Genomic DNA, 22,996 nt, shown 5'->3' with positions numbered 1-22,996 from the left:
TTTTTTTAATTGTTAAATAAACTGAACCAACCTTAAAAATCGCATTAAAATTTCACTTATTTAAAACAGAATATATTTGAATATTCATAGCTTAATTTTCTATTCCATTCCGCCCGTTTCGGACAAATAACTTATACCATTCGGTTTTTTGCCTACTGCAATTGTATTAATTACTTTTTGAGTTGCCACCTCTATTACTGAAACAGTATTGTCACCACTATTGGTTACATAAACTGTTTTTCCGTCTTTGCTAATCACTACACCATGCGCTTTATTGCCTACGGTTATCGTTTTAATAACTTTGTTACTTGTTATGTCAATTACAAAAACTTTATTTGAAACAGGTCTACCCATTGTTTCCCCTTGATCGGCTACATATAACAATTTACTGTCGGGCGTGGCATATAATTGAATTGGACCTTGCGCATCATTTGGTAATTTTATTCTTGTTATTTGAGCATTTTTAATATCATAGTTTACTACTTCTTTAGTATCATACAAACTCGCAAAAATAAATTTTTCATCTTGTGTAGTTGCAACTTGCACAGCCACTCCTCCCAGTGGAATGTCTGTTATTGTGCCATCAGAAATAGTAATAATCGACATACTTTTTGCATCCATATTTGCAACATAAAGTTTTCCGTTTTGATGTCTAAAACCATGTGGTAAATATCCTTTTCCTAACTCAAATTTTTGAGTTATTTTATATGTTTTAGCATCGACTTGAAATATCTGATTTGTTTCATTTGCAGTTGCATAAGCATATTCAGATTTATTATCTAAAACTACATGAGCCAGATGCAAATCCTTACCAAGTTCAATACGTTTTTTTATTGAATTAGTGTTTGGATCGATTACTATCAATTGATTTGTTGCTGTACTATCCATAGGTATCGCCGTCACCCAAACGGATTTCCCATCAGGTGCAACTTGTACGTTATGAGCCATAAACATCATTCCTGAAGAGTCACTAATTGATATTTCTGTATTTTTTGTGCTGTCCTGAAGGTTTATAACAGAAATGCTACCTCCATCCTCATTGGCTACATATACTTTTGCTAATTGCATTGTTTTTTTAGGATTATTGCAGCTGCCAATTATTAAGCCAGCCACTACTAATACTACCATAATCTGAAATTTTTTGAGTACTACAAGATTTTTCATTTTTTTATTATTTAAGTTGATTTTGCTATTTTTTCCATAATGGAATAATCTGAACCAAACTTGCAAATCGCATCACATTGACTTCGCAATTCTGAAAATAGTATGTATTTGATATTCATTTTTGAATTTTTAACAACAGGTCTATTCAATTGTTGTATCACATCTTTTTCGCGACTGTTTGGAATGATGATATAAAATACCTCTTCGCCATTGGAAATACTAAAATACAAGTCGGATAAACGTAAAATACCTGAATAAATACTGGTGCTTTTTTCTACTTCAAATGCTCCAATGATTTTGTTTGTTCCTTTTTTAAACCAAAGTACATCAATGAGTTTAATCGTATTTTGGGTGTCCTTATCTGTTGGTAATTCAGGAAATTTACTAATTGATATAAACGAAAAACTTTGACCATTGAATGCTTTGCTTTTATCATTACTGGCCGGAGTAACATCGTAACCTAATGAACTGCCAATTTTTAACAAATGGTATTGCATTTCGTTATGAAGGTTTTCTGCTAATTTTTCTTCCTGAATTTCTTTTTGGCGTTTTAGTATATTCTTTTCGAACTTTGTGCGTTCGTCTTCGCTTAAATATTCATCGTTACCAATTAGCATTTTTTGTGTTCCAATCTCAAAACACAATCCGGCAATCGCTCCTAAATCGTTAGATAATTCTGCTTTGTGTTTGCTGTTAGTTTCAATTAATGTTTCTCGGATTTTTAAATATTCTGTCCAACTTCCTAACTTCTTTTTGTCTTTGAATAAAAAATTAAATCCGTTGAGAATTGCCGTATTGAATGGCGGAAACCAAGTGGGGTGCAAGAAATATAAAATACTGGCTACCGCCGGACCTAAACCTTTTATTTTTAACTCATCCAATTTAACAATCTCTTTTATAATCTGTTCTTCGGTTTTGGCATTGATGCAGTTTTCGAGAAATTGGCCGAAAGCAATTTTATTGTTTGGATTTTCGTAAATATCTGGAATTCTTAATTTTGGTTTCCAATAAAAAGGATGTGCCACACCTACAAAAATTTGTTTTTGTTCTGCAATACAACTCAACACAAATTCTAAACTACTCCCTTTAAAATCATTTGGAAAAGTCTTGTCTTTGATATCGTCAATGACTTGTAAAATTCCTCTACGAATGGTTCGAAATGCTTTTAGCCTTTGGTCGTTATCGACAAACCAAGTATTATAAACACTTTCGGCATCGGTTTTGTATTGTTGGACTATTTGAGTAAGGTTATTCATTTTAATTTACCATATAAATTTCTATTCACATGTTCTAAAGTTTCAAACGTCTTAATCTTAACGCATTTACAATTACGGATACTGAACTAAAACTCATTGCCAAAGCTGCTATCATAGGAGAAAGTAAAATCCCGAAAAATGGATATAAAACTCCGGCTGCAATTGGCACACCTAAAACATTGTAGAAAAAGGCAAAAAACAAATTTTGTTTAATGTTACTCATTACTGCGTGGCTCAATTTTTTGGCTTTCACAATACCTTGTAAATCGCCTTTTACTAAAGTTATTTTAGCACTTTCTATCGCCACGTCAGTTCCGGTACCCATGGCAATTCCGATGTCTGACTGTGCTAATGCAGGGGCATCGTTGATGCCGTCTCCTGCCATCGCGACAATTTTTCCGAGGGATTGGAGGCGCTTAATTTCATTTAGTTTGTCTTCGGGGAGGGCTCCTGCGATGAATGAACTAAGATCGAGTTCGGCAGCGACGGCTTTTGCGGTGTTTTCATTGTCGCCCGTTATCATTATTACTTCAACACCCTGACGCATCAGTTCTTTTATTGCTTCTTTGCTTGTTTCTTTTATCTTGTCTGTAATGGTTACAAAACCCAAAGCAACCCCATCGATGGAAATATAAGAAACTGTTTTTCCTAGTTTTTGTTCGGCTACAATTTTATTTTCCAATTCATCAGAAACTGTGGCGTTCACTTGTTCCATTAGTTTTTTATTTCCGAGGGCCACTTTTTTATTGGTTACCGTCCCAATAACTCCTTTTCCAGCAATGGCTTCAAAATCGTTGACTTCGATTAATGAAATATTTTTTGCTTTTGCAAAATTGACTACGGCTTGCGCCAATGGGTGTTCGCTGTACTGATTTAAAGAAGCGATATTTTGCAATAGCCCATTTTCGTCATTTTGTAAGGAGAACACTTTTTCGACAGAAGGTTTTCCTTCGGTAATGGTACCTGTTTTATCAGTTATCAGAACATTTACCTTGTTCATATTCTCTAATGCTTCAGCATTTTTTATCAAAACACCTGATAGTGCTCCTTTACCTACGCCGACCATTACCGACATTGGTGTGGCTAATCCCAAAGCACAAGGACAGGCAATTATTAATACTGCAATGGCATTGATAAAACCATAGACTAGGGCAGGTTCCGGTCCAAATTTTGCCCAAACAAAAAAGGTTAAGACAGAAACTACAACTACAATCGGTACAAAATATTTTGCAATGCTATCCGCGAGTTTTTGAATGGGTGCTTTGGATCGGCTCGCATCATTTACCATCTTAACAATTTGCGAAAGCAAGGTTTCCGAACCAACTTTCTCGGCAATCATAACAAAGGATTTATTTCCGTTTATGGTTCCCGCTATAACTGAATCATCAATCTTTTTATCAACAGGAATAGGCTCTCCTGAAATCATAGATTCATCTATAGTACTTTCTCCATCAGTAATTTTTCCATCTACTGGAATTTTATCTCCCGGTTTTACTCGTAATAAATCTCCTTTTTTGATGTCGTGAATCGAGATTACTTTGTCCCCTCCTTCGATAACCAAAGTCGCTTCGGTGGGCGCTAATTTCAATAATTCTTTTATGGCACCGCTAGTTTGACTGTGTGCTCTTGCTTCTAATAATTGGCCTAACAAAACCAAGGTTAATATGACCGTTGTTGCTTCAAAATAAAGTAACACTGTGCCGCTTTCGGTTTTAAATTCATTTGGAAAAATATCAGGAAAAAACATGCCAACCAAACTAAACAAGAAAGCTACTCCAGTACCAATTCCTATCAGCGTAAACATGTTGAGATTCCAGGTAACAATTGACTTCCAAGCGCGAACAAAGAACATCCAACACGCATAAAAAACCACGGGAAGCGTCAAAATCAATTGTACCCAATTCCAGTATGAAATGCCCATTATCTTTTCTAACGGATTATTTGACATCATTTCTATAGTAGCTATTGCGAAAACAGGAATTGTAAAGGCTGTTGCTACTTTCATTTTCTTAAGCAAATCATTGTAAACCTTTTTGTCTTCACTATCTGTAGGTTCCATTGGTACTAAATCCATTCCGCAAATAGGGCAGGAGCCAGGTTCTTCTTTGATTACCTCCGGGTGCATCGGACAGGTGTATAATTTTTTAACCGCACTTAATTCATGAACTTTTTCTAAATTCATTCCGCATACTGGACAACTCCCGGGCTTATCGTAAACCTTGTCTCCTTCACAATGCATCGGACAATAGTATTTGCCTTGAGCATTACTTAGTGAAGGTATTGTATCCATGTTATCACTAGTTTTAGTACTGCAACACGATTTTGTTATTGGCTCATTGACAGTTTTGTGAGTTGTATCGTTAGCGCTACTCATTTCTATAGTGTACTTTCCAACGGTTGTTAATGCCTCTTGAAATTGATCCAGTGGAATGTGTTTTTCCATTGTTATAGTTGCAATTGGAGGATTCAAAGTAACCGTTGCTTGAATTCCATCGATGGTATTCAATGTTTTTTCCACTTTAGAACGACAGCTATCGCAAGTCATTCCGGTAATTTTATAGGTATGTATCATATGTTTTTTAAAATAAAATTTACTCTTTCATTTGGTGTTAATAATGGAACAAAAATGACTGGAAAACTTAATGAATTGTAAACCTCGAAAATTAATCTATGAATGGTTTTTTGTGCTTCTTCGTCTTCTGTTCTTGCATAGTCTTTTGTAAAAGGTAATCGGTCTAAAATAAAAATCTTTTTATAAGACACCCTCTTAATGGCATTAAGTAATTTTTCGTCATAATCAAGATTTAAAAACTGATAATAGGCCATCGCATCAGGAATAGCCCTGTCAAGAAAAACAGTTTCAATAGGTGATAATTCCGCTTCTTGTTCAATTTGCATATCTAGCACAGCTAATTGAAATTGTCTTTTATTTTCTCTTATTTCTTCTAGACTTTTACCTTCTTCCCTCATGCTATCAATGTAATGTCTGGCGTGTTCAATAGTTGTTTTGTAGCCCCTTTTCGATAACATATCAATTACTGTTGTTTTACCTGTACTAGGTCCACCTGTAATAACATACCAATTGGTATCTACTTTTTGATTGTCCATTTTCATCACTTTTAAAATTGCAAGTAGAACATAATTCATTCATACTAGTTTCAATTCGTTTTCTATTTATTATGGTTTTCAACCTTTGGCTATGATTTTTGCAAAGCACGCAGATCGAATATAATATTATTTTTGAACACGTGCCGTCTCAATAATACTATAGGTATGTGTCATTTCTTTCTAAACACTACATTTTCATTCCCTCCATAGGATCATTTCCTTTTCGGAATTTATATTCGCTATTTATGGCATACGCTCCAGTGATGACTACTTTTTTAGATGGATCCATTTCTGATTTAATTTCAATCATCCCATTGGTTTCTACTCCTGTTTCCACCATTATGCTTTCAAATACTCCTGGTCTTTTTTCAATCCAGATGTAAGAAGCATTTTCTTCCCTGATTACAGCATCAGTAGGTATGAATACTCCTTTTATATTGGATTGTGTCAATCTTGCAATTGCCTGCATTCCGGGTTTCAACAGCAAGTTTTGATTGGGCACTTCCATTCGAATTAAAAGCAGACGAGTATCTGGATTTATTTCAGGATTGATAAAAGAAACTTGCGCATTTATGGTTTTATCAGGAAAATCGGAAAATGTAATTTGGGCTTTTTGTCCTATTTTTAGATTCTTGGCATAGTTTACGTTTACCTGTGTTTCTAACCAAAGACTGTTTAAATCCGCCAATTTAATGATGGGGGAACCTTCCATTGCATAACTGCCTTCTGTGGTACTTATTTCCGATATTGTTCCACTGGCAGTGCTATAAAAAATGGTATAAGGAGAAACTTCCTTACTGGTTTTTATACTTTCAATCTGGGCATTGGTTAAACCAAAGAACAACAGCTTTTGTTTAGCTGCATTGAGCATATTTCGGGCATTCTTTCCAAAATCGCCAGGCATTGCGAGTTGTTTGTATGCCGTAAAATAATCCTGTTTAGCAATAGCAATATCTTCGCTATACAATTGATATACGGCTTGGTTTTTAGCCACATAATCACCAACGGTCTTGAAATACAACTTTTCAATTCTTCCCATTGCTCTTGAAGAAATGGTTTTGATTTTCTCTTGATTAATTGTCAGGACTCCCGTATAATTTTGCTCTAAACTGCTTTGGGTTTCTGAAATAGTTTGGGTAGTGATATTTCCCAGCTGTATTTGCTGTTTACTCAAACTTATTTCGTTTGCCTCTGTATCATCTTGTTTTATTGGGGTTAACTCCATATGGCAAATAGGGCATTTTCCGGGTTTGTCTTCCTTGACTTGTGGATCCATTGAGCAAGTGTAAAATGTTGTTGCTGCACTCTTATTGTGTTTGCTATGGTCTTCTTTTTCTTTAGTATTACAAGCCACCATTACCATAAATAGTATTGATAGTAAACTTATTTTTTTTATTGTCTTCATCATTATTCGGTTTTAATAAAGCTTTCGCTGTCAATTAAATATTGTGCGTTTTTGGCAATGGTGTCTTTTACTGAAATACCTTCCATAATTTGGATAAAATCATCTATTTCAATTCCTGTTTTTATGGACGATGCCTTAAAGCCATTCTCCATTTTTAAGAAAACTATTTTCTTGTTTCCAATACTTACCATTGCCTGTTTTTGAATCCAAATTCCTTTTACGGCATTTGTTTTCACTGCGCCTTGCAATCGCAAACCAACTGGTAATTTCAATTTATTGTTATTTAAATAAACTCGAATTCTATTGGTTTTATCAGCTGCGTTTAATTGTGTTTCGACAAAATTTATTTTTGCATCCATAAATTCATCTTTGTCAAGTTCGGAAGTAATTCTGATGGATTGATTGGCTTTGATTAGACTATTGTATCCTTGGATAACATTGAATATTCCCCATACTTTATCCGTATTTAATAGTTTAAAAATGACTTCTCCCTTTTTTATATAACTCCCTTCTTTAACATTCAAAACTTCAGTGTTGTTATTCGCACTTTGCATCACAGGAATAGTTGTATTATCCATCGTTGCTGTTCCATCAATAATCCCGGAAGCAGGACTATAAATTGTTATTAGCGGGTTTACTTTTTTGGAATTAGACAGCGCATTTATTTGATTTTGAGTCATTCCATAAAGCAACAATTTTTGTCTGGACGCATCAATAATCGAAGGATTTTCAACATCATTAATGACCATATAAATGAAGTTTTGTTGTTCCGTCAGTAATTCAGGGCTGTATAAATCAAATAGTTTTTGTCCTTTATTTACTTTTTGATATTTATAATTGACATACATTCGCTCAATTCTTCCGCTCATTCGAGCTGCAATATTTACCGATGAATTGGGATCATACCCCACAATTCCTGGTAGATTTATTTCACTGCTCAAAGTAGTGTCTATTGCCGTTGTCGTTTGATAATTTCCTACTATAAAATTGTCGGTAGGTTTTATAAGATTGTCGATTGAATTATCTTCAACTGAATTATTCTCCGTTATTTTTTTTACTAAAGTCATTCCGCAAATGGGACAATTTCCGGGTTTATCTCTAATGATTTCCGGGTGCATCGAACAAGTGTAAACCTCGTTTTGATGCTCCATTTCCGAATGATTATCTGATTTTTTGGCAAAGAAATAGATTGCAATTCCGATAATGGAAATTCCAATAAGAGCTAAACCATACTTTATATACTTGTTCATAATTATTTGGTTTCTAATTGTTTTTCAATTTCTACTTGTGCTGCCAAAATATTTTGCAATTTATCTAAAGCATCAATTTGAGCCATATTTAATGCTTCCCAAGCATCGAGAGTGGCAAATAAATCACCGGTGTTATTTTGCCAAGCCAAAATTGCTGTTTCATAATTTTTCTTCAAAGCAGGGATAATACTTTTTTGGGCAACTTCGTATTGTTTTTTTAAAGCGTTCAATTCATTGCTCATACCCGAAATCATTCCTGTGGCTTCATTCAATATCATTTCTTTTTGCCAATTGAGACTTTCATTTTTAATATGATAACTATTGATGTTGGCTTTATTCATTTTGGTTGACCAAGGCATAGGAATGGTAATCATTCCCATTAAGGAGAACTGTTGAGGTTGTGTTCCAAAAGCAAACATATGGTCGTATTTTATACCAAACTCGGGCAATAATTTTGTTTTTTCGGCTGCAATTTTGAGCTGATTTATTTCCATCGTTTTTTCTATGGCTTTCACATCGCTTCGGTTTTTAGAAAGAGAAGTTGTATCTGATATGGCCAAATTAAAATCTTTTATTTCGTAAGTTTCATCAATTTCAAATTTGGTGTTTTTATCTCTTGCCATCAAGGTGTTTAGCATAATTCGCTTTTGGGAAATGTCATTTTGCAACATTAGAATCATACTCTCTAATGCGCTGTATTGCGATTTTGCTTTGTAATAAGTAGGCAATTTATCCATATTATACTGGTAGCGTATTTCCATACTTTTAATCATATAATCTAAAAGCAACAAATTATCATCGGCTATTTTTATTTTTTTATTTAAAACCAACCATTGATAATAATTTGTTTTTGCCAATGCTTTCAATTGATTAACTGTATAGTTTTTGTTTTCTTTTTCAACAGATGACATTGCATTCATAAGATTAAAATCAGCTTTTAACTTGGATGCATTGGGTATCATTTGCGTAACACCCAACATATAATTTCCCATTCCTTGTCCCATTTCGCTTGCTTTCCAAAGATTGGAATTGTAAGGAGTCATAAAGAAACCCGTTTCCACTTGTGGTGGCATCCAACTTCTGGCACCTTTTGCCGCTGCATCCATACTTTGAATGTCGGCATCGTACATTTTTAGTTGAGGATTGTTTGTCTTGATTGTACTCAAGACATTATCCAAGGAAAGTGTTTGTGCTGCCAAATTAGTGGCGCTCAAAATCAAACAACTTATTGCTATATATAATTTATTCTTTAACATCTATAAGATCTATTTTTCCTTTTGTTCTTAATTCTCGAAGTTTTACCATTTCAAAAACAATCGGTGTTACTAATAATACATAAATCGTGGAAGTAATTGTACCTCCAATTAGTGGAACAGTAATGGGAAGCATTATATCAGATCCTGTTCCTGTTGCCCAAAGAATAGGGATTAATCCAAATAAGGAAACTGAAACCGTCATCAATTTTGGTCTTAACCTTTTGGCTGAACCATCAATAATATATTGTTTCAATATTTCTTCAGTTATGGTTTCCTTCGTGTTTCCGTACTTTTCTACCATTTTATTCATTGCTTCATTCAAATAGATGGTCATTAACATTGCCGTTTCGATTGCCATTCCAAACAAGGCAATAAATCCAACGGCAACAGCAACGGATAAATTAATGCCATAAAAATAAACCATAAATATTCCTCCAATTAAAGCAAAGGGTACTGTAATCATCGTGATTAATGCCTCTTTCATTGAATGGTACGTAAAATATAAAACAAGAAATATAATGACCACAACAATAGGCAGTATTAAACTTAATGTTTTGTTGGCTCTAATTTGATTTTCCCATTGACCGCTCCATTCCACATAATATCCTTTTGGCATTTTAGTCATCATTGCATCGAGTTTTTTCTGCGCCTCTTTTACAGTACTTCCTAAATCACGTTCCCGAACATTGAACAACACAGTGCCCCGAAGCATTGCATTTTCGCTATTTATCATTGGAGGGCCATCACTTATTTTTACATTAGCTACAGTTTCTAATGGTATTGGGCCAAAATCCATTGTTTGCACCTGTAGTTTTTTTAAGGCTTCAATGCTGTTACGGTATTCTTGAGCATATCTTGCATTTACAGAAAAACGCTGTCTTCCCTCGATAGTCGTGGTTAGTTTCATACCTCCAATAGAAGCTTCAACCACATTATTAATGTCGTCTATGGTCAATCCATATCTACCAATAACGTCTCTTTTTGCTTCAATGTCAATATATTTTCCGCCTGTTATGGGTTCCGCATACAAATCTTTAACTCCAGAAGTTCCTTCCAATGTTTTTTTAATTTTTTGAGCCAAAACATTGATGGTGTCTAAACTTGCTCCGTAGATTTTGATTCCTACATCGGTTCTGATTCCTGTTGAAAGCATATTGATACGGTTGATAATAGGTTGCGTAAAACCATTGGTCACACCAGGGATTTGCAGTTTGTTGTTTATTTCCGTGATAATATCATTCTTGGTTTTGTCTTCTCGCCATTCTGCTTGAGGTTTTAGCAAAATAATGGTTTCAACCATACTTATTGGACTGTTATCAGTTGCCGTATTTGCCCTGCCTGCTTTTCCCAACACGTGAGCCACTTCGGGAATCGACTTAATCAATTTGTCTTGAACTTGAAGAATTCTCTTTACTTCGGAGTTGGATACATCGGGTAAGGTTACTGGCATAAACAGTACAGATCCTTCATCTAAAGGGGGCATAAATTCTGAACCTAAACGAGTAAACATTAATACACCAATCAGCAAGGCAATGATGTTGATGCCCAATACCGTTTTCCTCCATTTTAAACAAAAAATCAAAATGGGTGTATAAATGCTTTCCAATTTTTTGTTAATTGGATTTTTATTTTCTGGACGAAGTTTTCCTTTTAGTAAAAAACTAATTAGCACTGGTACAAGTGTAATGGCTAAAAAGGCATCAACTATCAGAATAAAAGATTTCGTCCAAGCCAATGGTCCAAATAACTTGCCTTCCATTCCTGTGAGAAGAAATACAGGCAAAAAGGATGTAATTACAATTATTGTTGAGTAGAAAACACCTGGGCCTACTAATTTGGAAGAGCTTTCTATAAGCTTCAACTTATCTTCAGGAGATAGTGGATCGTTTTCTTTTTTGAATATATTTTTAATTTTATTTTTCATCTTATTTCCAATTACTGATTATTGTCCATTTCTTCTTGTTTCTCCGAAACTGTCCTGTAGGCATTCTCAACCATTACAATACCATCATCAACAACAACACCAATTGCCAGAGCAATACCCGTTAATGACATAATATTAGATGAAATGCCAAATGCTTCAAGTAAAATAAAGCCAATAGACACAGAAATAGGTAATTGAATGAGTATAATTAAAGCACTTCGCCAATGAAAAAGGAAAAGAAGAACCACAAGAGAAACAGTAATCATAATTTCGATTAAAGTTCCTTTAACTGATGCGATTGCTTTTTCTATTAAATCACTTCGGTCATAAGAGGTTTTAAAAGTAACCCCTTCAGGCAATCCTTTTTCAACTTCTTTCATTTTTTCCTTGACTGCCGTTATTACCTTATCAGCATTTTCGCCATAACGCATTACCACAATTCCGCCAACAACTTCACCAGTGCCATTTTCATCAAAAATACCTAGTCTCAAATCGCCACCCATTTGTATTGAACCAATGTCTTTAACTTTTACAGGAACGGAATTATAATTTTTAATAGCAATCTCTTCCACGTCCTTTATGTTTTTGATATATCCTAATCCTCTTATAATGTATGACATATCACTCATTTCGAATTTTCGCCCACCAACATCGTTATTATTAGCCTTGACTGCATTCATCACTTCCATCATACTCACATTGTAGTACTGCATTTTCAAGGGATCTAACACTAATTGGTACTGTTTTTCAAAACCCCCAAATGATGCTACTTCAGCCACGCCGGGAACAGTTTGTAATGCAAATTTCACGTACCAATCTTGTAAAGCTCTTTGTTCTCCCAAGTCCATACCGTTAGCCTCTAAATGATACCAAAAAACGTGACCCACACCTGTGCCATCGGGTCCAAGTGTTGGAACTACATTTTGAGGCAACAAGCGTTGGGCATAATTTAGTCTTTCCAATACACGGGTTCTTGCCCAATAAATATCGACATCATCTTCAAAAATGATGTAAACAAAGCTCATCCCAAACATAGATGCGCCTCGAATGTTTTTAACCTTAGGAATACCTTGCAGGTTGGAAACCAAGGGATATGTTACTTGGGCTTCGATAACCTGTGGACTTCTTCCCATCCACTCCGTAAACACAATAACTTGATTTTCGGATAAATCAGGAATGGCGTCAATGGGGTTTTGTTGGACGCTGTAAACTCCCCAAGCAAATAAGCAAGCTGAAACCAGCAAGACAACGGCTCGATTTCGTAGTGAGAATGTTATTAATTTTTCTACCATAATGTTTAGTTTTCTAATGAAAGACTATCTTTTGTTTTATTTATCCAATTGATTACTTCCTCTTTTTGAGCAGGTGTTACTATTGCATTTTTATGAAGTAACGTGTAGGACGCTAAGGGCATTTCATCAGATTTTATTTGTTTGATGATAGCTTCTAATTTGTTTTCTTGTTTTCGCTTGGAGTACTTTCCAAATTCATTAAAGTTCAAATCCTTCTTACCATCTTTAATGTGTTCTTCCATAAAAAACCGTGCTGGCTGAATGTAAGAATATAATGGATAATTAGTATTGTTACTGTGACAATCGTAGCAAGATGTCCGTAAAATAGTTTCAACATTTTTAGGAACATCGTACATTTTTGTAAAATTTGCAGTTAATTCCTGCTCATAACTTTCATTACGAGCAGGTTGATATAACTGCATCAACAAAAAAATAACAAACCCGATTATGAGTATTTTCTTGATGATTTTTTTCATTTTATAATTGTTTTTTCATAGAACCACAAGTAAGCATTTTCGAACCGTAGTATGGATTTTTTATTTCTTTGCTTTCACTTATCCAAATAGCCCCTTTTCCTTCATTATACATAGGACAAAAATCTTGATATAGTTTTTGTTTTGCTCCAAATATTTTTATCAAATCATTCACATCTTTACTCAACATCGCAAAATGTTCTCTTTGGTGGTCAATTTTCCCACCATTATCACCAATGTGTTCTGCCTGTTCTTTAGCATCATCAGAAATATCAATATATTCTGTTTTCAATTTTGGATCTATTGCATTGGTATTGACTTTATTGAAAGTTGCATATAATGCTTTACCCGCATTGGCTGCTCCTTTTGTATCGTCTTTTGTGAGTGCGTTTTTGAGTTTTAAATAGCCAGAGATTATTTCGCTTGTTGAAAATGTTGTTTGGGTAACCGATGTAGCTTCAGTATTAACTTCAACTGTTGTTGTATCATTATGACTATGACTACCATCAGTATGATCATGAGCTGCTTCATTTTGTACAACTGGTTCGGTTAATTCCATTCCACATTTTGAACATTTTTCACCTTTTTTTCCTGTAACCTCTGGGTGCATAGGACACGCGTATAATTGCGAGGTACTCTCTGTTGTTTCCGAATTAGTTGTTGCAGCTTCTTTATTTTTTTGATTACAAGAAACTAGTACAAATGCCATCGCTATGGCTGAAAGGATTAGATTTTTCATTTTATTATTTTTTTTAATTGATATTGTTGGTATTTGCAACATTTTTTGATGAATATTTTTTTGAAAACCCATTTTTATATAGAAATTAATTTTTTCGTTTTATAGGGTCATTAAAATCATTGCATCCTTATTATTGGTATCATGTGCATTGAATTAAACTAAAAGGAAATTTAAAATTTATGCGACTGGATTATTTTTTCTTACCCTCCGTTTTAGTCATTTCCATTCCACATTTAGGACATTCCCCCGGTTTGTCAGAAGTTGAGCCATCCATTGGACAAACATATTTTGTTACAATTTTAGTTTTAGGTTGACTGCCTTTTGTAGCGTGAGTATCTATCTTTTCGGTAATTTTTACCATTCCAGTTCCACATTTAGAACATTTCACTTCGGTATCAGAAGTTGAGCCGTCCATTGGACAAACATATTTTGTTACAATTTTAGTTTTAGGTTGACTGCCTTTTGTAGCGTGAGTATCTATCTTTTCGGTAATTTTTACCATCCTAGTTCCACATTTAGAACATTTCCCTTCGGTATCAGAAGTTGAGCCGTCCATTGGACAAACATATTTTGTTACAATTTTAGTTTTAGGTTGACTGCCTTTTGTAGCGTGAGTATCTATTTTTTCAGTGGTTTTTACCATTGTCATTCCACATTTGCTACATTTTCCTTCTATTAAACTCACTTCTTCTGGATGCATTGGGCAAGTATAAGTTGTTTTTTGAGCTTCCTTTTGCGAAGATTTTGTAGCTTCTTGAGCTGATGCTACTGTGCTAACTGCTAAGAATACGCTTAGTACGATAATTAGATTTTTCATTTTTTACAGTTTTAATTAATTGTTTATAATATTAACACTGATCAATTGCAAGCCATTTTAATCGTTTATCAAATTTACATTTGATATTTTAGAAATTAATAGTTTACATTTTTATTACAACCCCATTTGGTTTTTTACCAACATTGATTGTTTTAGTAACGGTATGATTGGTAACATTTACAACAGAAACTGTATTTGCTGTTTGGTTGGTTACATAGGCAGTGTTTCCGTCCATAGTGAAAGAAATTGCGTGAGCACCAGCACCCGTATTAAAAGCGCCACCGTGGATCCACATCATCATACCAGCATCCCAAGTCCAATAATGTACTTTTCCATTCATTGGATCTGAAACCCATAATTCGCTTTTTGTTCCGTTGTGTGAGGCAATTCCGGGCATAAATCCTAAAATAATAGTTTGGTCAACGGCATTTGTAGCTACATTTATAACAGAAATAGATTGTCCGTCTTCGTTATCAACATACATTTTACCATCTGTACCAGTCCAAGCTCCAACAGGATTGTTACCAACTGTAACCGTTGCAACTACTGATTTTGATGCTACATTGATTACTGAAACGTTATCATCATCGCCATTAGCAACATAGGCTTTTGTCCCGTCCGAAGAGAAAGTTAATTCTGCAGGCATCATACCTACAGTAATTGTACTTTTCAACGCATAAGTTGTAGCGTCATACACCAATACTTTTCCGTTCATATCCATTTGAGGCACCCAAATTTCTGTACCATTTGGAGAATAAATAGTATTGTGGTTCATTACAGGTAAACCCATTTTTTTAACAATTGAACCAGTTGTTGCATCAATAACAACAAGTTTACCCGACATAGTTCCTGTCACTGCGTGTCCTGCGCTTAAATCCATTCCCGGAACTCCAATTGCAAGATGATTTGAATGTGAAGAAATATGGTGTGGCCACATTATCATATCTGTATCGGTTCCCATCAATGGAATAGTTCCTGTAACTTCATTAGTTGATAATTTGATTACTGAAATTGTTGCATCTTCACCATTGACAACATACGCTGCTGGATAATTAACGTTTAATGCTGCATTTGTCATATCCATATTATCATCTTTATTACAAGATGATAAAAGTATTGCTCCAATTATTGATGCGGTAAAAGATATATTCTTCATTTTTTAAAGTTTTAATTTTATTATTTTATTGTTTCTACTGTTTTACCACAACTCAACATTTGTGATCCGTAGTAAGGATTTTTAATTGTATTTTCTTTACTTAACCAATTGGCATCTTGCATCGGGCAATATTGATAATAAACCGGTTCAGTAAATTTTGAAACTTTTATCAACTCATACGTATTTTTAGATAATGATTTGAAAAGTTCTCTTTGCTTTTTGATATCCTGTGTTTCAGAAATATTTTTTGCATCAGCAGTTAAATCTTTATAAACTTTCATCCAAGTCATATGTACATCCATTTTCAATGTTTCCATTTTTACGACAGTGATTGCGGTTAATAAATCTTTTGACTTTGCAGAAGCCATTTTACTATCTGTTTTTACCAAGGCATCTTTCAATGAAAAATAATTATCGAAAACTGGTTTTAGTTGGTCTGTTCCTTGGTTTTCAGTCATTGTAGAATGGTCGTTCATTTCCATTTTAGTTTCTTCGGATTTTGTTTCCGTTTTTACTGCAACTTTTGCTTCACGATCGTATTGACAACATCCCGGAAGTTTTGAATATGCAGCATCTGGAGCAAGGAATTTTTCGCTATCATAACCCGCAAGTGCAATACGTTTTAAGATTTCATCTTGATTGGTTTTTTTAGCATCATAAGTAAGCGTAGCCATTTTGGTGTCTTTATTCCAATCAACATTCGCAATTTTCTTGAGACTTCCTGCTTTTTCTATGGTGGTTTCGCACATTCCACAATTCCCGAATATTTTTACGGTTTCAGTTTTAGCGTTTTTGATTTGCGCATTAGACACTGTGAATGATAGCAATAGAGTTATTGCCATCACTATTTTTTTTAGTGATTTCATTGTAAAATAATTTTAAATTGAATTAGTTAAACAAGAACAAAATGACAGCACAACAAAGCCAGCCTTTTGAAAATGAAATTAACTGAGAAAGTAAATGATTTAAAGCAATAATTGCTTTTGATTTGACACAATTATGGCTATCAAATTTAAAATTTAGCCTATTTTTGGTATAAGCCATAAAGAATTGAAACCAGAAGAAATGGAGGTTTCGTAATTGTAAAAATTTTGTTTTTCTGAAAAGAAATTAAAAATATTTTTATTAAAGTTCAATTCATTAATAGAAACAGATGTGTTGCAAGAAGAAGCACAACCACATTTAGAATGGCTGCATTTTCCTCCACAACCTTTATGATTTTTATTCTTCGAATGATTATCACCTTCGCAACAATCTTTTTTATCTGTTTTAGAAGAGATTTCTTTTTTGCAAGATTGTTTTTCTGAATTGTTTCCACACGCAAAAGTTACCATTGGCATCAAGAAGAAGCCAAGTACAACGATTAATAAAATGTGAAACTTTTTCATTTGTATAGAAAATCTAATATTGGACAAAGTTAGAGAAATAATCTTAATTTTCAATAAAGACTTGTTAAAAAAATTTCATCACTACTATTTTGTTTTGATTTATATTCTCATTAAAAGTATTATTAGGGAAGCAAATAGATGAAGACTAAACTACTTAAATCTTTGTTATGAGTGTTAATCTCATCTATGTAAAAATTTAAATCATATAAATGGATTAATTCCTCATTATTATCTGGTATTTGAGCCAGTTGATATAAATTTTAGTTTTTCAGGAAAACTATTATATCGAAATTTTGAGTTTTCTCATCATAATCTAAAGTTAGAAATTTGAATTCACTAGCTTTTAATGTAATTTCATGGAAGATATATGACTATTCAAATCCATCGATAATTTTATCAATTCTTTCCGTTTGTGGAATAAAAGCGATGAATTTCCAGTTCTTCAGTTGGGATACGTTATCAATTAACTGGTTTCATAATCAACAATTATATTTCTTTTAATTTGTAAAAATTACTAATCTACATGTTACAAGTGTTCAGTAAATTAAAAACGATCTTTTAGTCCTAAAAACAAAAATACTGATTATCAATTAATTAAACTGTTTTTATTTCAGCGGGGTGTCACTAAACATAATTGAAGAATCAATTATAATAGAACATTTACAAAAAAATTAACATTCGAGTCAGCTAATAAAATTGTAGATTTGTGCCCAGTATGACAAAAAAGTTCTACATATTGCTACTCGTTATGCTTGGTTTTCTTTTGGGACCAACGCTTACTTATGCGCATGGGACAAAAAAAGAAATGCCATGTTGTAAAAAAGAATTTACAGTAAAAGACTGTTGCAAGAAAAAAGATTCTAATAAGAAAGAACACAATTGCGATAATAGCTGTGTAGGTAATTCTTGTGGTTGCCCAACTGCTTACTGCGGTTATTCCTCGATACTTTCTTTCCAAACAGAAAATAATTCTCTTTTTAGTTTTTCAGAAAGGAAACAAAATTACTATTATTCAGAAATCTTTATTTCTTCAGATTTCCGTTCTATCTGGCTTCCACCTAAAATAAGCTAGATTCATTTCCTGACAGTTACAAATCTGTCTAATCCAAAGCCTGTTTTATGGCTTAAAAAATCATTAAATATTAATCCAATCAACGCTATTCATAGCTCTAAATACTATGGTTTCTGTCATGCTCTAGGATTAATTCATTCAAAATTATAAAAACAATGAACTCAATAAAAAAATTATTGATGGCAATGACTCTATTGCTATCAGTCACTTTCGCCAGCGCGCAAATAAAAAACAAAACAACTGAAACCGTAAAAATCAATGGTAATTGTGGCATGTGCAAAAAAACTATTGAAACGGCTGCAAACATTGATAAAGTTGCCAAAGTAAATTGGGACACGAACACCAAAACCGCTACAGTTACCTACGATACTAAGAAAACCAATCTTGATGCCATACTAAAACGTGTTGCAGATGCTGGATATGACAATGAAAAATTTAGTGCCCCAAATGCTGTTTACGATGAATTGCATGGATGTTGCCAATATGATAGAGAAGCAAGTCCTAAAAAAGCGGAGTAATCATAATCAATCATTTAAATTAAATTTCATGTTCAAAATAAAAAATATAATCACATTACTCTCCCTGATAGCAACTGTTTCTATAGCAAGTGCACAAATAAAAATAGGAGATTCTTTTCCAGATGTTCAGCTTCAAAACAATAAGAACGCTACAGTTAAACTAAATACTTTTAAAGGAAAAACAGTTTTGGTAGATTTTTGGGCATCATGGTGCGCACCTTGCCGAATGGCTAACAAAAAATTGGTAAAAATGTATGACCAATACAAAGGTCAGAATTTTGAAATTGTTGGAATTTCAATTGATATCGATAAATCAAAATGGTTAAAAGCCATTGAAAAAGACAAAATGAAACACCAGCAATTAATCGACCCGAAAGGTTTTGATGCCAAAACGGCTGTGGCTTTTGGAGTTGAAGCACTGCCTGAAACCTATCTTTTTGATGCATCAGGAAAACTGATTGCCATAAACCCAACCGAAGCACAAATAATTGCTCAAATCAAAAAAAACAAAAAATAAAATGAAAACATTACATATAAAATTCGTAGCCGCTACACTTTTAGTATTATTAACTGGTGTAAAATCATATTCTCAAATCACTAAAGCCGAAATAATGGCAACAGGATTAACTTGCTCTATGTGTTCTAATGCTATAAACAAACAGTTAAAATCCTTAACTCAAGTTGATAGTATTGGTACCGATTTAAACACCAATACCTTTACTGTTTACTTTAAGAAAAACAATACATTACAACCTAAAGTGTTGAAAAATGCGGTTGAGAAAGCTGGTTTTTTTGTAGGTTCTATGGTCTTGACCGCAAAGTTTGATACTCCAAAAATTGAAGATAATGCAACAGTAAAAATCGATGATGTTACGTATACTTTTATAGATACTAAAAACGCAGTAGCTGATACAGAAGCAAAATTCAGAGTTTTGGATAAAGGTTTTGTAACCCAAAAAGAGTATAAAAAACTAATTAAATCATATTCAAAATATCCTGGTTATGCCACGGAAAATGAAAATGATTATTATTTAAAAGCCTTATAAAAATGAAATATCTATCAATTGTTTTCTTATTACTTGTTTCATTCAAAATAGATGCACAGGAATTATTTGTAGTAACCGAACCCGCTAGTAATGTTCCGGCGGGTTCTATTGGGGTTCGGGTTGGTCAATCTCTTATGAAAAATCAACTGGAAAGTGGGTCTATGTATAATTTAACGCCCGAAGTTACTTGGGGAATAAATAAAAATATCATGGTTCGTACCTCAGCTTTTCTTAGTAACCAAGAAAATGGATTGGGACTTAAAGGTGGTGGTTTTTATGCTAAATATCGTTTCTTTTCTGTAGATGATTTACAAAGTCATTTTAGGATGGCTGCCTTTGGACGATACAGTTATAATAACTCTTTTATTAATCAGGAAGCTATAGACTTAATGGGAGGAAACTCTGGTTACGAAGCTGGTCTGGTAGCTACTCAGTTAATCCATAAAGTTGCCATAAGTTCTTCTGTAAGTTACGCGCGGGCACTTAATAACAGTGATTATAGTTTTCCGGATTTTTTGGGTAACAGCGCAGTAAATTATACGTTCTCAGTAGGGAAATTAATGTATCCAAAAAATTATACAAGTTTTAAACAAACCAACATCAATGCGATGCTGGAATTTACTGGACAAACGATAACCGAAAACGGAAAATCATATCTGGATGTAGTTCCTTCGATTCAGTTTATCATTAACAGTCAGGCGAGAATTGACCTTGCATACAAAAAAGAATTGTATAGCTCGATGCAACGTGCCACATCTGATGGTGTTTTCTTAAAACTGGAATATACTTTTTTTAATGTGACCAAATAAATTACTTCGCCAAGATTTTAATTTAAATCTAAAGTTCATAAAATAAGTGTTTCGATGGCAAAAGACCATCGAAACACTTCCTATGGCTTATCGGGAAATGACACGTGTAAAATCAAATTATCACCAGAACAAATCGTTCTGATTAAACTTATAAAATGAAGAAAATCTTTTATTTATTACTCTTGGGCTTTGTTTTTGTCAAAGTCCAGGCACAGATTATAAATCCTGTGAAATGGGAACCTAGAATCGAGAAGAAATCCACCTCAGAATATGTACTTACTTTTAATGGTAATATCGAAGCAGGTTGGCACGTATATTCTCAATTTACACCTGAAGATGGTCCTCTTCCTGCCGAATTCATTTTTCATGATAACAAAAGCAATTATGAATTTATTGGAAAAGCAACCGAAAGTGAAACCAAACGAGAGTTTAATGAAATCTTTGGTGTCGATGAAATCTTCTTTTCCGATAAAGTTACTTTTACCCAATTAATCAAACAGATTAATCCAGAAAAGGAAATTATACAAGTGGAGCTTTCTTACCAAGTTTGCAAGGAAAACTGTATTAGCGAAACAAAATACTTTGAGTTTAATCTTAAAACGCTTGAAGCAAAAGAAATCCAAGCTGCGGATATTGTAAATGAGAAAACTACTAAAACTGATGCGAATTCCACAATAGAAAAACAACCAGAATCGAAAGAATCTGATTCGAGTTTATATATGATTTTCTTTATCGCTTTCTTATCTGGTTTTGCAGCCTTGCTTACTCCTTGCGTATTTCCTATGATTCCCATGACGGTAAGTTTCTTTACAAAACAAAGTAAAACCAAAGCCAAAGGGATCAAAAATGCGATTATTTATGGTATTTCGATTATCTTGATTTATGTATTTTTGGGAACAGTAATTACCTTAATTTTTGGTGCCGATGCACTAAATGCATTATCTACCAATGTATGGTTTAATGTTATTTTCTTTGTATTATTAGTTGTATTTTCGTTATCATTTTTAGGTGCTTTCGAAATCATGTTACCTAATTCTTGGGCAAATAAGGTAGACCGTCAAGCGGATAAAGGTGGAATATTAGGAATCGTATTCATGGCATTGGCTCTTGCAATCGTTTCCTTTTCTTGTACCGGACCAATTATAGGAACTTTACTGGTTGAAGCAGCTTCCAAAGGAGGTATCGCACCAATTGTAGGAATGTTAGGTTTTTCTTTTGCTTTAGCATTACCCTTTATGTTATTTGCCATGTTCCCAGGTTGGTTAAATACATTACCAAAATCTGGCGGATGGTTAAATACAGTAAAAGTATTTTTAGGTTTTATAGAATTAGCTTTAGCATTTAAATTCTTGTCTAATGCCGATTTAGTATTGCAATTGCACTGGTTTGAAAGAGAAATATTTTTAGCCATTTGGATAGCGATATTCGGTACTTTGGCATTCTACTTATTCGGAAAGATAACTTTGCCACATGATTCTCCTTCATCTTCTATTTCGGTAGGACGTTTATCTGTTGGATTATTAATATTGGTATTTACAATATATCTTATTCCAGGTTTATGGGGTGCTCCATTAAAATTAATAAGTGGCTTTCCTCCACCTATGACCTATAGCGAATCTCCATACGGTGTAGGCGGCTCCAACAGAGAATCTACATCAGCAATAGCATTACCAGACGGAGCACATAAAGGACCACATGATATTATGGCTTTTACCGATTATGAAAAAGGATTGGCTTATGCCAAAAGTGTAAACAAACCTATTCTCTTGGATTTTACAGGATTTGCTTGTGTAAATTGCCGAAAAATGGAAGATTATGTTTGGTCGGATCCTCGCATTTTATCTATTTTAAATAATGAAGTAGTTCTTATTTCACTATATGTTGATGACAAAAGAGAATTGCCTATCGAGGAACAATATGTCTCTAAAGAAACTGGCAAAAAGATAAAATCAATAGGAAACAAATGGAGTGATTTCCAAATCACTCGTTATAAGGCAAACGCTCAGCCGTATTATATCATTTTGGATACAAAAGAGAAAAGTTTAAACCAACCAGTTGGATATATGCCAGACATTACTGAATATGAACAATGGCTGAAATATGGCATTAAACAGTTTCAAAAATAGAAAAAAGCTGTCTAAAATGATTTGGACAGCTTTTTTTATAACGCAATATTTTTAGGGTTAAAAATAATAACTTTTAAAATACTTTGATTTTATTGGGTAATGGTTCTAGTCTCTAATGAGAAAAAATCTTGTAGTGTAGATGGTTCTTGTTGTGCAGGAGGAAAAACACCTCCAAAAAAATCATAAATATTTTAAAG

20 protein-coding genes are annotated in these 22,996 nt (G+C 33.7%); 5 read left to right on the top strand and 15 right to left on the bottom strand.

Annotated features, from left to right (window positions below):
* Positions 1 to 99: 99 nt before the first annotated feature.
* The 15 genes from DR980_RS06655 to DR980_RS06585 all read right to left on the bottom strand — a co-directional run bounded on the left by DR980_RS06655 (position 100) and on the right by DR980_RS06585 (position 17,228).
* On the bottom strand, positions 100 to 1,164 hold the full coding sequence (locus DR980_RS06655; protein ID WP_146779224.1) for a YVTN family beta-propeller repeat protein: 1,065 nt from the start codon (positions 1,162 to 1,164) through the stop codon (positions 100 to 102).
* 11 nt (positions 1,165 to 1,175) lie between these two features.
* Positions 1,176 to 2,420, bottom strand: coding sequence for a hypothetical protein (locus DR980_RS06650; protein WP_099715372.1), 1,245 nt, complete (start codon positions 2,418 to 2,420; stop codon positions 1,176 to 1,178).
* A 34-nt stretch (positions 2,421 to 2,454) separates the two neighbouring features.
* Positions 2,455 to 4,992: a heavy metal translocating P-type ATPase gene (locus DR980_RS06645; RefSeq protein WP_113634456.1), complete on the bottom strand. Its 2,538-nt coding sequence runs from the start codon at positions 4,990 to 4,992 to the stop codon at positions 2,455 to 2,457.
* Positions 4,989 to 5,528, bottom strand: coding sequence for an AAA family ATPase (locus DR980_RS06640; RefSeq protein WP_113634619.1), 540 nt, complete (start codon positions 5,526 to 5,528; stop codon positions 4,989 to 4,991). The genes DR980_RS06645 and DR980_RS06640 overlap by 4 nt, the downstream gene beginning before the upstream one ends.
* A gap of 187 nt (positions 5,529 to 5,715) precedes the next feature.
* On the bottom strand, positions 5,716 to 6,936 hold the full coding sequence (locus tag DR980_RS06635) for an efflux RND transporter periplasmic adaptor subunit (RefSeq protein ID WP_225876011.1): 1,221 nt from the start codon (positions 6,934 to 6,936) through the stop codon (positions 5,716 to 5,718).
* A complete protein-coding gene (locus DR980_RS06630) occupies positions 6,936 to 8,183 on the bottom strand; it encodes an efflux RND transporter periplasmic adaptor subunit (RefSeq protein WP_113634455.1) in 1,248 nt (415 codons plus the stop codon). Before DR980_RS06630 ends, DR980_RS06635 begins: the two co-directional genes overlap by 1 nt.
* A 2-nt stretch (positions 8,184 to 8,185) precedes the next feature.
* Complete coding sequence (locus DR980_RS06625) at positions 8,186 to 9,439, bottom strand: TolC family protein (protein ID WP_086452982.1); 1,254 nt, start codon at positions 9,437 to 9,439, stop codon at positions 8,186 to 8,188.
* The gene (locus DR980_RS16615) at positions 9,426 to 11,363 is read right to left on the bottom strand and encodes an efflux RND transporter permease subunit (RefSeq protein WP_086452983.1); all 1,938 of its coding nucleotides are present in this window, start codon (positions 11,361 to 11,363) and stop codon (positions 9,426 to 9,428) included. The genes DR980_RS06625 and DR980_RS16615 overlap by 14 nt, the downstream gene beginning before the upstream one ends.
* An 11-nt stretch (positions 11,364 to 11,374) precedes the next feature.
* Positions 11,375 to 12,655: an efflux RND transporter permease subunit gene (locus DR980_RS16610; protein WP_086452984.1), complete on the bottom strand. Its 1,281-nt coding sequence runs from the start codon at positions 12,653 to 12,655 to the stop codon at positions 11,375 to 11,377.
* A 5-nt stretch (positions 12,656 to 12,660) separates the two neighbouring features.
* Positions 12,661 to 13,131, bottom strand: a complete 471-nt coding sequence (locus DR980_RS06610; protein WP_086452985.1) for a heme-binding domain-containing protein — start codon at positions 13,129 to 13,131, stop codon at positions 12,661 to 12,663.
* A gap of 1 nt (position 13,132) precedes the next feature.
* Positions 13,133 to 13,867, bottom strand: coding sequence for a DUF3347 domain-containing protein (locus DR980_RS06605; protein WP_086453000.1), 735 nt, complete (start codon positions 13,865 to 13,867; stop codon positions 13,133 to 13,135).
* Between the two features lie 190 nt (positions 13,868 to 14,057).
* Positions 14,058 to 14,684, bottom strand: a complete 627-nt coding sequence (locus DR980_RS06600; RefSeq protein WP_113634454.1) for a heavy metal-binding domain-containing protein — start codon at positions 14,682 to 14,684, stop codon at positions 14,058 to 14,060.
* 103 nt (positions 14,685 to 14,787) lie between these two features.
* Positions 14,788 to 15,840, bottom strand: a complete 1,053-nt coding sequence (locus tag DR980_RS06595; protein WP_086452987.1) for a YncE family protein — start codon at positions 15,838 to 15,840, stop codon at positions 14,788 to 14,790.
* A 20-nt stretch (positions 15,841 to 15,860) separates the two neighbouring features.
* Complete coding sequence (locus DR980_RS06590; protein WP_086452988.1) at positions 15,861 to 16,706, bottom strand: DUF3347 domain-containing protein; 846 nt, start codon at positions 16,704 to 16,706, stop codon at positions 15,861 to 15,863.
* A 153-nt stretch (positions 16,707 to 16,859) separates the two neighbouring features.
* The gene (locus DR980_RS06585) at positions 16,860 to 17,228 is read right to left on the bottom strand and encodes a hypothetical protein (protein ID WP_086452989.1); all 369 of its coding nucleotides are present in this window, start codon (positions 17,226 to 17,228) and stop codon (positions 16,860 to 16,862) included.
* A 1,227-nt stretch (positions 17,229 to 18,455) separates the two neighbouring features.
* Here DR980_RS06585 and DR980_RS06575 point away from each other — a divergent pair.
* From DR980_RS06575 to DR980_RS06555, 5 genes are all read left to right on the top strand, one after another.
* Positions 18,456 to 18,818, top strand: coding sequence for a heavy-metal-associated domain-containing protein (locus tag DR980_RS06575; RefSeq protein WP_086452991.1), 363 nt, complete (start codon positions 18,456 to 18,458; stop codon positions 18,816 to 18,818).
* A gap of 28 nt (positions 18,819 to 18,846) precedes the next feature.
* The gene (locus tag DR980_RS06570) at positions 18,847 to 19,335 is read left to right on the top strand and encodes a TlpA family protein disulfide reductase (protein WP_113634453.1); all 489 of its coding nucleotides are present in this window, start codon (positions 18,847 to 18,849) and stop codon (positions 19,333 to 19,335) included.
* Between the two features lies 1 nt (position 19,336).
* Positions 19,337 to 19,864 carry a heavy-metal-associated domain-containing protein gene (locus tag DR980_RS06565; RefSeq protein WP_225876014.1) on the top strand — a complete coding sequence of 176 codons (528 nt, stop codon included), beginning with the start codon at positions 19,337 to 19,339 and terminating at the stop codon, positions 19,862 to 19,864.
* Positions 19,865 to 19,866: 2 nt separating this feature from the next.
* The gene (locus DR980_RS06560) at positions 19,867 to 20,673 is read left to right on the top strand and encodes a hypothetical protein (protein WP_113634451.1); all 807 of its coding nucleotides are present in this window, start codon (positions 19,867 to 19,869) and stop codon (positions 20,671 to 20,673) included.
* Positions 20,674 to 20,828: 155 nt separating this feature from the next.
* Positions 20,829 to 22,799 (top strand): protein-disulfide reductase DsbD family protein, encoded by a 1,971-nt coding sequence (locus DR980_RS06555; protein WP_113634450.1) that lies wholly within the window; start codon positions 20,829 to 20,831, stop codon positions 22,797 to 22,799.
* Positions 22,800 to 22,996 lie beyond the last annotated feature (197 nt).

Origin of the sequence: Flavobacterium psychrolimnae, from assembly GCF_003312425.1 — a bacterium.
Taxonomy (GTDB): domain Bacteria; phylum Bacteroidota; class Bacteroidia; order Flavobacteriales; family Flavobacteriaceae; genus Flavobacterium; species Flavobacterium psychrolimnae.
This window is presented reverse-complemented; position numbering and strand designations above follow the sequence as displayed.